Below are 10912 nucleotides of genomic sequence, written 5' to 3'. Positions count from 1 at the left end.
GCGGCGGGCCCACCCCCTACGGGGTGCGGGGTGGGGGGGGGGGGGTGGGCGCGGCGCTGGCGGGGCGCCTGGTGGGCGCGGCACTGGCGGCGGCGGCCATTCGGCCGCTCGGCCCGGTTCCCGGGCCGCATCGCGCGCCAGCGAACAGCTCATGAGTCGCCCCGCGCCCGGTCGAGCACATGCGTATCGAGCGTATCCAGCCGGTCGCGGATCTGGAACACGACGACCGCCGCGACCAGCGCGACCATCAGCACCAGCGCCGCGGTCGAAAGCTCCACCACCAGCGGCATCCCGGCGACGCCCACGGCCGCCAGGATCAGCCCGTTCTCCAGCGTCAGCAGGCCGATCACCTGGCTGATCGCGTTGCGCCGCGCGATCATCGCCAGCATCCCCAGCAGCACGACCGAGAGCGCGATGGTGAGGTCCACCCGCGCCAGCGGCGTCGCGCCGCCGGCGGTCACCGGCAGGACCACCAGCACCGAGAGGCCGACCAGCCCGATGGCAGCGGCGAGCGAGGCGCCGATGCCGAGCGAGGTCTCCACCGCCTTGTGCAGCCCGAGCCGCCCGACCAGAAGGCGCAGCGCCAGCGGGATCGCGACGGCCTTGGCGCCGAAGGCGATGACGGCGGTGAGGTAGAGTTCCGGCGCCGCCTGCACCCAGCCCTGCCACGCCGCGGCGCAGGCCAGCAGCGCGCCCTGCACGGCGAAGGCATTGATCACGGCGCCGATGCGCCGCTGGTATAGCATCACGAAGGACAGCAGCAGCACGCCGCCGCCGATCAGGTGCGAGACGTCGTAGGCAGGTGTGCCCATCTATGACGCCCTCAAACGGCGGGCGGCCGCATCCGCGGCCTTGCCTTCGCGCCAGCCACTGGCGCGCCGGGCATCACGGCTGGTTTGGGCGCGGGCCGCGTTCGCGGCCTCGGTTTGCTTCGCAAACCGCCATCTCCGGTCGGGCGCGGTCACGCCAGCCTCGTCGACACGAACAGCAGAATCGCTCCCAGCAATCCCAGCAGAAGCGCCACCCCCAAGAACTCCGGCACGCGGAAGACGCGCATCTTGGCGATGGCGCTTTCGAAGGCGGCCAGGGCGAAGCACAGCACAGCCATCTTCGCGACCCACGCCACCAGTCCCAGCACCCAGCCCAGCGGCGCAAACCCCGCCGGCGCCGTGCCGAAGGGCAGGAACACCGCGACGATGAGCGCGAGCCACAGCGTCAGCCGCAGCGCCGATGCGGCTTCCCACAGCGCGAGGTGCCGGCCGGAGGCTTCGAGGATCATCGCCTCATGCACCATCGTCAGTTCCAGATGCGTCGCCGGATTGTCCACCGGGATGCGCGCATTCTCCGCCACCGCCACGGCACACAGCGCGATCAGCGCCAGCACCAGCGAGACGCGCAGCCCCACCGCGCCGTCCTGGAAGGTGGCGGCGATCTGCTCGAGGCCGGTGGTGCCGGCCAGGATCGCGAAGCTCAGCGCGACCAGCAGCAGCGCCGGCTCGGCCAACGCCGCGAAGGACATTTCGCGCGCCGCGCCGAGCCCCCCGAAGGCCGTGCCGACATCCATGCCGGCGAGCGCCAGCGCGACACGCCCGAGCGCCAGCAGGCCCGCGATCAGCAGCAGGTCCGACATCGGGGCGAAGAGCATCGCGCGCGAAAAGCTCGGCACCAGCGCCAGCGCCGCCAGCGCAGCGGCCACCGCGACATAGGGCGCGGCGCGGCTGATCCAGCTGGCATTCTCCGCCAGCACCGGGCGCTTGCGCAGCAGCTTTTGCAGATCGCGCCAGGGCTGCAGCGGATGCGGGCCGATGCGGCCCATCATGCGCGCCTTCAGCCAGCGCACGCCGCCGACCACCAGCGGCGCCGCCACCAGCACCAGCGCGAGATGCAGCAGCTGTGTCAGTACGGCGGCGACGGCGATCACGCGCCGCCCTCCAACCACGCCACAAGCAGCAGCAGCGCGACCAGCGCGGCGAAGGGCAGCATCAGGCATTGCCGGATGGAGAGGTCGCGCAGCTTTTCCGTCCGCGCCACCACTGCATCGCGCGCGGTGGCGAGCGGCGCCAGCAGCAGCGCGAAGGCGGGGTCGCCGAAGGACATGGCGATCCGCGCCGGCGCCACCGTGCCGGGCTCCGGCATCTCCACCCGCTCTGTCACCGCCAGCACGGGCTGGGCGAGCATGCGCCGCAGCGGCTGGCCCATGCCGGCCGCGCTCGGCTGCGTCAGCGGATCGCCGAAGGGCAGGTGCTGCGGCGGCGCGGCGAAGCCGCAATCCCAGGCCGGGCCGCGCGCCGGCTCGGCCTTGCCGCGCTTCACCAGCAGCCAGACGGCGAGCAGGCCGAGCGCCAACAGCAGCGCGGCGCCGAGCGGCCAATAGGCCGCCGCGCCGTCGCCCACCGCCACGAAGGCGAGGCCCGCGCGCCCCTCCATCGCCTGCCCGGCCAGCAGCGTCTGCCCGCCGCCGCCAAGCGCCAGCATCGGCCCCGGCAGCAGACCGAGCAGCACCGTCAGCCCCGCCGGCAGCAGCAGCGCGAGGCGCGCGGGCCCGGCGCCGTCATGCGCCCCCGCCCCGCGCGGCGAGCGCGGCCGGCCGAGGAAGACCAGCCCGAACAGCCGCACCATCGCCGCCGCCGCCAGCGCCGCGGCCAGCGCGACCATCGCCGCGGCAACGAGCACCAGCATCTGCACCGTCAGGTCGCCGACGCGCCAGGCCGCGATCAGCGCCTGCAGCAGCAGCCATTCGCTCGCGAAGCCGGAAAGCGGCGGCAGGCTCGCCGCCGCGCCGGCGCCGACCAGCATGCAGGCCGCCGTCCAGGGCATCGCATGGACCAGGCCGCCGAGCCGGTCCAGCAGTCGCGATCCCGCGCCATGCGCGACCTCGCCCATGCCAAGGAAGAGCAGCGTCTTGAACACGCCGTGGTTCAGCGCATGCAGCAGCGCCGCCCCCGCCGCGAGTGCGGCCAGCGCGCCGAGATCGGCCGCGCGGAAGCAGGCCGCCAGCCCGAGCCCGACCGCGACCAGCCCCACATTCTCGATGGTGGAGCAGGCGAGCAGCGTCTTGCCCTCGTCTTCGATGTTCGCCCGCAGCGCGCCGAGCACCGCCGACGCCGCCCCCAGCGCCACCAGCGGCACACCCCACCACACCGGCTGCGCCGGCCCGCCGAGATCGAGCAGCAGCCGTGCCGCCACATACAGCGCGACCTTGGTCATCGCCGCCGACATCAGCGCCGAGACGTGGCTCGGCGCCGCGGGATGGGCGAGCGGCAGCCAGGCATGCAGCGGCACCAGCCCGGCCTTGGCCCCGGCGCCGGCGACCACCAGCGCCAGGATCAGCGCCGCCCGCCAGCCCTCCGGCGGCGCCTCGCGGATCGCCGCGAAGGCGAGGTCGCCGCCGGGCCCGGCCATCAGCCCAAGCGCCGGCACCAGGCAGACTGCTGCCAGCGCCGCAAACACCAGGTAGAGGCGCGCGGCGCGGCGGTTCTCGGGCTTCGCATGGTCGGACGCCACCAGCGCCCAGGTGGCGAGCGACATCGCCTCGAAGCCGAGCAGCAGGGTCACGCCATCCGCGGCCAGCAGGGTCAGCGCCATGCCGGCCAGGAACAGCGGATAGGCCAGCAGCGCCCGCGCCGGCGCCGCATCCTCATGCGCCAGCGCGAAGACGGAGGCGCAGAGCCCGGCCAGGCCGAGCAGCAGCAGGAACCAGGCCGAAAGTCCGTCGAGCGCCACCAGCAAGGGTCCGAAGGGGGTGCCGAAGGGCAGCGCCACCACCGGCGCGCCATCGCCCGCCAGGGCGGCGACCGCCACCGCCGCGAAGACCGCCGAGGCCAGCGCCGAGCCGCCATGAACCAGCCGCGCGGCGATCGGCCGTCCGGCCAGCACCGGCATGGCCAGCGCCAGCAGCACCAGCCCGAGCAGGGTGAGGAGGATCGCCGTCAGCACGGGGCGGGAGGCAGCATCGGCACGCGGGCGAGCTTACGGGCCGCGGGGACCGGGCAGAAGGGGCGCCCTCTTGAAGAAGCCTTCATTCGCGCGCAGCCCGGCCCGCAAGCTTTCCATCCGCGCCCCCCGGCGCTAAGTGGCCCGCATCGCGGCGCCCGGGGCGCCCGCCGTCGGGAGAACCGCCAAGGCCCATGGGCGCCCTGCTCGCCTTCAGCCGTCTTATCGATTCGATCAACGCGCGCCTCGGGCGCGTGGCGGATTGGTGCGTGCTGCTGGCCTGCGTGCTGTCGGCCGGCAATGCCTCCCTGCGCTACGGCTTCTCGCTGGGCTCCAACGCCTGGCTGGAGGCGCAGTGGTACCTCTTCGCCGCGGTGGTGATGCTCGGCGGCAGCTACACGCTGTTCCGCAACGAGCATGTGCGAGTGGACGTGCTGTACGGCGCCTTGCCGGAGCGGCGGCGGATCTGGGTGGACGTGATCGGGATCAGCCTTTTCCTGCTGCCCGCGATGGCCCTGCTGGCCTGGATGACATGGCCCTTCTTCGTGGAATCCTGGGTGCGGGCCGAGACCTCCTCCTCCCCCGGCGGGCTGATCCGCTGGCCCGTGAAGATCCTGATGCCGCTGGGTTTCGCGTTGATCACGCTGCAGGGCGTCTCGGAGCTGATCAAGCGCGTGGCGCTGCTGCGCGGCATCCATGTGCCCGAAGGGCGCATCCACGCCTCCTACGCCCGGCCCGAGCAGTGACGCTGTTCGGCTTCCCGTCCGAGGATCTGATGCCGCCGCTGATGTTCGGCGGCCTCATCCTGTTCCTGCTGTTCGGCTTCCCGGCCGCCTTCTCGCTGGCCGCGGTTGGGCTGTTCTTCGGGTTCCTGTCCATCGAGATCGGGCTGTTCCCGGAGGCCTTCCTCAACAACCTGCCGCTGCGCGTCTTCAACATCCTGTCCAACGACCTGCTGCTGGCGATCCCGTTCTTCACGCTGATGGGCGCCATCCTGGAACGCTGCGGCCTGGCGGAGGACCTGCTGGAGGGCACCGGGCAGCTCTTCGGCAAGATCCCGGGCGGGCTGGCCTATGCCGTGATCATCGTGGGCGCGATCCTCGGCGCCATCACGGGCACCGTGGCGGCGTCGGTCATCGCCATGGGCATGATCAGCCTGCCGATCATGATGCGCTACGGCTACGACATGCGGATCGCGACCGGCGTGATCGCGGCGAGCGGGACCATCACGCAGGTGATCCCGCCCTCCCTCGTGCTGATCGTGCTCGGCGACCAGCTCGGCCAGTCGGTCGGCGACATGTATGCCGGCGCGATCGGGCCGAGCTTCCTGCAGATCGGCCTTTTCCTGATCTTCATCTGGCTGGTCGCGATCTTTCAGCCGCACAAGGTCCCGCCCCTGCCGCCCGAGGCGCTGGTGCCGCGCGACTGGCGGCTGTGGTGGCGCGTGCTGAAGGGCATGGTGCCCTCCATCGTGCTGATCTTCATGGTGCTCGGCACCATCTTCATGGGCCTGGCGACGCCGACCGAGGCGGGTGCCATGGGCGTCGTCGGCGCGGTGGTGCTGGCGGCGATCAACCGCCGCCTGAGCTGGCCACTGGTGCGACAGGCGATGGCCAACACCACGCGCATCACGGCGATGGTGATCTACATCCTGATCGGCGCCACCGTGTTCAGCCTGGTGTTCCAGGGCGTGGATGGCGGCATCTGGATCGAGCACCTGCTGTCCTACCTGCCGGGCGGCGCCACGGGCTTCCTGATCTTCGTCAACGTCTTCATCTTCCTGCTGGCCTTCTTCCTCGACTTCTTCGAGATCGCCTTCATCGTCATCCCGCTGCTCGCGCCGGTGGCGAAGAATCTCGGCATCGACCTGGTGTGGTTCGGCGTGCTGATCTGCATCAACATGCAGACCAGCTTCATGCACCCGCCCTTCGGCTTCGCGCTGTTCTACCTGCGCGGCATCGCGCCGAAGGAAGTGCTGACCAAGGACATCTATCTCGGCGCCATCCCCTGGCTCGGCCTGCAGCTGCTGCTGGTGGCGATCGTCATCTTCTGGCCGGAGAGCGTGACCTACTGGCTCGACCGCGGCCCGAAGGTGGACCCGAGCACCGTCATCATCGACCTGCCCCCGCCCCCCGCCATGCCGGACACGCCCCAGGTGCCGATCTTCCAATGAGTCTTTCGGACATTGCTCCCATCGGCTTCGTGCGCGGCGGGCGCGCCGAACCCGTGGACGATGCGTGGGACTCGGTGACGGCGGAGATCGTGCTGGACCCGGCGCAGCTCGGCCCGGATGCGGCGCTCGGCCTCGACAGCTTCAGCCATGTCGTCGTGGTCTTCGTCTTCGACCGGCTGGACCCGGCGAAGCTGGAGCGTAACGCCCGCCACCCGCGCGGCCGCACGGACTGGCCGCGCGTCGGCATCCTCGCGCAGCGCGGCTCGCCGCGGCCGAACCGCATCGGCGTGACGACCTGCCGGCTGCTGGGCGTGGAGGGGCTGACGCTGCGCGTGCAGGGACTGGACGCGATCGACGGCACCCCGGTGCTCGACATCAAGCCGCACATGACCGGCTTCGACCCGCGCGGCGCAGTGCGCGAGCCGGACTGGGCGCGGGAGATCATGGAAGGCTACTGGTAGCTCCCGGCTACAGCATCGCCAGCGACCGCTTGCGCTTCGGCGGCGGGAAGGCGGCGTCCAGCGCGCGAAAATCCTGCTCGGTCAGCTGCAGGTCGCGCGCCTTGGCGTTGTCGCGCAGATGCTGCGGGTCGGCCGCCTTCGGAATCGCGATCACGCCGGGCTTCGCCAGCACGAAGGCCAGCGCCACCTGCGCCGGCGTCGCGCGATGGCGGGCGGCGATTTCCGCCAGCGCGCGGTGCCGCAGCAGCGCGCCCCCCTGGCCGACCGGCGAATAGGCCATCACGGGCATGCGGCGCTTCGCGCAGAAGGGCAGCAGGTCGAACTCCACGCCGCGCGCCTCCAGGTTCCACAGCACCTGGTCCGTCGCGCAGTCCTTCAGCGCGGGGCCGAGCTCCTCCAGGTCGTCCACGTCAAGGTTGCTCACGCCCCAGCGCGCGATTTTTCCGTCCGTCCTCGCGCGCTCCATGGCCTCCACGGTCTCCGCCAGCGGGACGGAGCCGCGCCAGTGCAGCAGGTAGAGATCGATCGTGTCCACCCGCAGCCGCCGCAGCGACGCGTCCAGCGCGCGCGGCAGCTTCGTGCGCGAGGCATTGTGCGGATAGACCTTGGAGACGAGGAAGGCCTGGTCCCGCCTTCCGGCGATGGCCTCCGCCACCACCTCCTCGGCGCCGCCCTCGGCATACATCTCCGCCGTGTCGATCAGCGTCAGGCCGAGATCGAGTCCGAGACGCAGCGCATCCGCCTCCCGCCGCCGGTCGCTGCCGCGCTCGCCCATGTGCCAGGTGCCCTGGCCGAGCGCCGGCACCTCCGTGCCATCCGGAAACCGCACCGTGGTCATGGAACCTGCCCTCCGAATCCCCTATCTTTCCGCGCATGACAGCGCGCGCCAACATCCTCGCGATCCTCGCCGGCATCGGAATGGCCACCGCCGCCGCGGCGCAGACCAGCACGCCCGCCGCCGTGCCGCCGGAGGAGATCGGCTCCTGGCGCCTCTCCTGCCTTGCGGACCGCATGACCGACCGCGCCGACTGCCAGCTGCGCCACCGCGATCCGGTGGAGCGCGCCCAGGCCGCCGCCGGCTCCTCCCTGCTGCTGGAAGTGCAGGATCGCGGCGGCAAGCTGGTGCCGGTGGTGACCGCGCGCGACCTCAGCCTGGAGGCCGCGGGGCGCGGCCTGCTGGCGCTGACCGGCACGGCGCAGCTGCGCTTTCCGCCCAACCGGTTCTTCGAGATGCCCTGCACCCTCGAAGGCCGGAACCTGATCTGCGCGCCGAAACCGGACGACATGGCCCGCGCCGCGGAGGAACTGCCGACCGCCCAGACCGCGCTGGTGCGGATGGTCGGCTTCGGCGCCGGGTCCACCAGCGCCGAGCCGGTGGAACTGCGGCTGGAGCGCACGCGCGATGCGTTGGCGCGCTATCGCGCGCGCGTGCCGGAGGGCAGCGGCCCCGGCGCGGCGCCGCAGACCGGGCTTTCCCTGCCGGAGATGTTGCTGCGGATGCAGCGTCTGTTCGGAAACTGAGCGCGCGCGCTCTCCCCGAAAGGCGTGGGGAAAGGGCGGCAGCAATCCCGCGGAAGCCCCTTACGTCCTGTAGCTGGGGTCCAGCCGGTCGAGCTTCCGCAGCAGCGCCGGCCATTCCATCACGCCATAGGGGCGACGGGTGCCGGGCTGGTAGTTGTTCCAGGTCTCCTCCACCACCTTCTGCGGCACCTGGATGATCTTCTGGCCGGTCGCCTGGGCCGCCAGCTGCGCCTTGCAGGACAGTTCCAGGCGATGCATCCAGTTGAAGGCCTCGCCGATGGTGCGCCCGACCGTCAGCAGCCCGTGGTTGCGCAGGATCAGGGCCGGGAAGTCGGCCAGGTCGTGCACCAGCTTCTCCTGCATCGCGACGTCCAGCACCACGCCCTCATAGTCGTGGTAGCCGATCCTGGCGAAGCGCATCGCGGTCTGGTTCATGGGCAGCAGGCCGCATTCCAGGCTGCTGACGGCCATGCCCGGCCAGGTATGGGTATGGATCACGCACTTGTATTCCGGCTTAGCCTGGTGGATCGCGCCGTGGATCACGAAGCCGGCGCGGTTCACACCGTAGTTCAGCCCATCCGGGAATTCCGGCTTCATCAGGACATTGCCGTGGATGTCGATCTTGGTGAGGGAGGAGGCGGTGATCTCCTCGTACAGCATCCCGTAGGAGTTGATCAGGAAGGCGCCTTCCTCGCCGGGCACGGCCAGCGAGACGTGGTTCGCGCCCATGTCGGCCATGCCGTAGATCTCGAGCAGCCGGTAGCAGGCGGCGAGGTCCACCCGGGCATTCCATTCCTCGGGGCTGACGCGGTCGCGCAGCGAGGGAATGCGGAAGCGGTCGGCGGCGCTTTCGGGCATCGGGGCTTTCCTCCGTATCGGGCGGCTGGGTTCCCGGCGGTGTTATCGCGCAGATGCCGCGGCCGGCAAGGCGGGCCGCGCGCTACTCCGTGCGCAGCGCCTGGATCGGATCGAGCATAGCCGCGCGCCGCGCCGGCCAGAAGCCGAAGAACAGGCCCGTCAGGCCGGAAACCGCGACGGCCAGCGCCACCGCGTCCCACTGGATCAGCACCGGCCAGCCGGCCCATTGCGACATCAGCTGCGACACGCCGATCCCCGCCGCGACCCCCGCCGCGCCGCCGAGCAGCGCCAGCGTCACGGCCTCCAGCAGGAACTGCCAGAGGATGTCGCGCCGCCGCGCGCCCACCGCCAGCCGCAGGCCGATCTCCCGCGTGCGCTCCGTCACGCTCACCAGCATGATGTTCATCACGCCGATGCCGCCCACCAGCAACGACACGGCGGCGACGGCGGCAAGCAGGGTGGAGAGGGTCCGGGCCGAGGCGTCGCGCGTCGCCGCAACCTCCGCCAGGTTGCGGATGTTCACCGTGTCGGGCTCGTTGGCGACCACGCGGTGGCGCTGGCGGAACAGCGCGCGGAGCTGTTCCTCCACCAGCTTCAGGTCCTCGCCCTCATGCACCTTCACGCTGATCGCGTTGACCGAGCGGAACCAGGCGCGGGAGGCGCCCATGATGGACCTTCGCGCGGTCCAGAAGGGGATCAGCACGATGTCGTCCTGGTCCCAGCCGCCCTGCCCCTCGCCCTTGGAGGCCAGCACGCCCACCACCTCGAAGGGCGTGGTGCGGATGCGCACCTGCCGCCCCACCGGGTCCTCGTCGCCGAACAGGTTCTGGGCGACCGTCGCGCCGAGCAGCGCCACCTTGCGCCCGCCCGCCGCCTCCTCCGGCGTGAAGAAGCGGCCCGACGCCAGGCCCCATTCGTGCGCCACGAGGTATTCGGGGTCGATCCCCTGGACGAAGGTCGGCCAGTTCTGGTTCTGCGCGACCAGTTGCTGCTGACTGCGGATGAAGGCGCCGGCGACCTCGACCGCGGGCAGGTCGCGCTCGATCGCGCGCGCATCGTCCCAGGTGAGGTTCTGCCGCGCCCCCGCACCCAGCCGCACGCCGCCCATGTTGAAGCTGCCGGGCGTGACCACGAGCAGGTTCGACCCGAGCGAGCGGATCTGCGCCAGCACCTGCTCGCGCGCGCCGGCGCCGACGCCGACCGTGGCGATCACCGCCGCGACGCCGATGAAGATGCCGAGCGCGGTCAGCATCGCCCGCAGCTTGTTCGCGGCCAGCGCGGAGAATGCTCCGCGGAGCGCCTCTCCAAGGTCCATGCCGGGCCGCGTCGGCGGCAGCGGCGGCAGGATGCGCGCCGCGGCACGCGTTGCGCTCGGCGTGTCGGTCAGGCTGGGGCGATCGACGGTCAAGCGGCGATCCCCTGCGCGCCAGGCCGCATGGCCGCCAGCGCCTCCGCCGCGTCGCGCGGGGCGTGGCGGGTGTCGGACACCAGCCGCCCGTCGCGGAAGCGCAGCGTGCGCGCGGCGAAGGCCGCGACCTCGGCATCGTGCGTCACCATCAGGACGGCGACCCCCGCCACGTTCAGCGCCTGGAACAGCGCCATGATCTCGAGGCCGGTCACCGAATCCAGGGCGCCCGTCGGCTCGTCCGCCAGCAGCAGGTCCGGCCCGTTGACCAGTGCGCGCGCGATGGCCACGCGCTGCATCTGCCCGCCCGAAAGCTGGCTCGGACGGTGGTGCAGCCGCTCGCCAAGACCGACCATCGCCAGCGCCTCGGCCGCCCGGTCGCGCCGCGCGCGGCGGCCGCCGCCGCGATAGATCATCGGCAGCTCGACATTGCCGAGCGCATCCACCCGGGGCAGCAGGTTGAAGGACTGGAAGATGAATCCCCGCCGGCGGGAGCGCAGCGCCGCCAGCCGGTCCGCCGAAAGCACCGCGGTGTCCTCCCCCATCAGCCGGTAGCGCCCG

The 10912-nt window shown here is 71.8% G+C and carries 11 protein-coding genes; 4 read left to right on the top strand and 7 right to left on the bottom strand.

The features are described 5' to 3' along the window. Window positions 1–149 precede the first annotated feature (149 nt). The 3 genes from AC1MIR_RS07895 to AC1MIR_RS07885 all read right to left on the bottom strand — a co-directional run bounded on the left by AC1MIR_RS07895 (window position 150) and on the right by AC1MIR_RS07885 (window position 3936). A complete protein-coding gene (locus tag AC1MIR_RS07895) occupies window positions 150–812 on the bottom strand; it encodes a hydrogenase-4 component E (protein WP_480027629.1) in 663 nt (220 codons plus the stop codon). Between the two features lie 149 nt (window positions 813–961). Next, the gene (locus AC1MIR_RS07890; protein ID WP_480027628.1) at window positions 962–1921 is read right to left on the bottom strand and encodes a respiratory chain complex I subunit 1 family protein; all 960 of its coding nucleotides are present in this window, start codon (window positions 1919–1921) and stop codon (window positions 962–964) included. After that, entirely contained in the window at window positions 1918–3936 is a 2019-nt protein-coding gene (locus tag AC1MIR_RS07885; protein WP_480027627.1) for a proton-conducting transporter transmembrane domain-containing protein, read from the bottom strand. The genes AC1MIR_RS07890 and AC1MIR_RS07885 overlap by 4 nt, the downstream gene beginning before the upstream one ends. A gap of 191 nt (window positions 3937–4127) precedes the next feature. Here AC1MIR_RS07885 and AC1MIR_RS07880 point away from each other — a divergent pair, with 191 nt between their 5' ends. Genes AC1MIR_RS07880 through AC1MIR_RS07870 form a run of 3 tightly spaced genes read left to right on the top strand, consistent with a single transcriptional unit; the run spans window position 4128 to window position 6567 of the window. Further along, window positions 4128–4679 carry a TRAP transporter small permease subunit gene (locus tag AC1MIR_RS07880; RefSeq protein WP_480027626.1) on the top strand — a complete coding sequence of 184 codons (552 nt, stop codon included), beginning with the start codon at window positions 4128–4130 and terminating at the stop codon, window positions 4677–4679. 29 nt (window positions 4680–4708) lie between these two features. Next, complete coding sequence (locus tag AC1MIR_RS07875; protein WP_480027625.1) at window positions 4709–6106, top strand: TRAP transporter large permease; 1398 nt, start codon at window positions 4709–4711, stop codon at window positions 6104–6106. After that, complete coding sequence (locus AC1MIR_RS07870) at window positions 6103–6567, top strand: SAM-dependent methyltransferase (RefSeq protein WP_480027624.1); 465 nt, start codon at window positions 6103–6105, stop codon at window positions 6565–6567. Before AC1MIR_RS07875 ends, AC1MIR_RS07870 begins: the two co-directional genes overlap by 4 nt. Before the next feature lie 7 nt (window positions 6568–6574). Here AC1MIR_RS07870 and AC1MIR_RS07865 read toward each other — a convergent pair whose 3' ends face one another. After that, the gene (locus AC1MIR_RS07865) at window positions 6575–7405 is read right to left on the bottom strand and encodes an aldo/keto reductase (RefSeq protein ID WP_480027623.1); all 831 of its coding nucleotides are present in this window, start codon (window positions 7403–7405) and stop codon (window positions 6575–6577) included. Between the two features lie 35 nt (window positions 7406–7440). On the opposite strand from AC1MIR_RS07865, the gene AC1MIR_RS07860 reads away from it, so the two are divergent. Further along, entirely contained in the window at window positions 7441–8088 is a 648-nt protein-coding gene (locus tag AC1MIR_RS07860) for a hypothetical protein (RefSeq protein WP_480027622.1), read from the top strand. Between the two features lie 60 nt (window positions 8089–8148). Here the strand turns inward: AC1MIR_RS07860 and AC1MIR_RS07855 are convergent, their stop codons facing one another. The 3 genes from AC1MIR_RS07855 to AC1MIR_RS07845 form a co-directional block, all read right to left on the bottom strand. Next, on the bottom strand, window positions 8149–8946 hold the full coding sequence (locus AC1MIR_RS07855; RefSeq protein WP_480027621.1) for a class II aldolase/adducin family protein: 798 nt from the start codon (window positions 8944–8946) through the stop codon (window positions 8149–8151). Window positions 8947–9028: 82 nt separating this feature from the next. Further along, window positions 9029–10354, bottom strand: coding sequence for an ABC transporter permease (locus AC1MIR_RS07850; RefSeq protein WP_480027620.1), 1326 nt, complete (start codon window positions 10352–10354; stop codon window positions 9029–9031). Next, a partial coding sequence (locus AC1MIR_RS07845) for an ABC transporter ATP-binding protein (protein ID WP_480027619.1) occupies window positions 10351–10912 on the bottom strand: 562 nt, incomplete at its 5' end. The genes AC1MIR_RS07850 and AC1MIR_RS07845, both read right to left, overlap by 4 nt.

This window comes from Falsiroseomonas sp. RANM36, assembly GCF_056682175.1.
This window is presented reverse-complemented; position numbering and strand designations above follow the sequence as displayed.

Bases quoted from the DNA above. Each gene is read 5' to 3' on its own strand.
- AC1MIR_RS07880 (WP_480027626.1), top strand. From the start codon at position 4,128: ATGGGCGCCCTGCTCGCCTTCAGCCGTCTTATCGATTCGATCAACGCG.
- AC1MIR_RS07875 (WP_480027625.1), top strand. From the start codon at position 4,709: ATGCCGCCGCTGATGTTCGGCGGCCTCATCCTGTTCCTGCTGTTCGGC.
- AC1MIR_RS07895 (WP_480027629.1), bottom strand. From the start codon at position 812: ATGGGCACACCTGCCTACGACGTCTCGCACCTGATCGGCGGCGGCGTG.
- AC1MIR_RS07860 (WP_480027622.1), top strand. From the start codon at position 7,441: ATGACAGCGCGCGCCAACATCCTCGCGATCCTCGCCGGCATCGGAATG.
- AC1MIR_RS07865 (WP_480027623.1), bottom strand. From the start codon at position 7,405: ATGACCACGGTGCGGTTTCCGGATGGCACGGAGGTGCCGGCGCTCGGC.
- AC1MIR_RS07855 (WP_480027621.1), bottom strand. From the start codon at position 8,946: ATGCCCGAAAGCGCCGCCGACCGCTTCCGCATTCCCTCGCTGCGCGAC.
- AC1MIR_RS07870 (WP_480027624.1), top strand. From the start codon at position 6,103: ATGAGTCTTTCGGACATTGCTCCCATCGGCTTCGTGCGCGGCGGGCGC.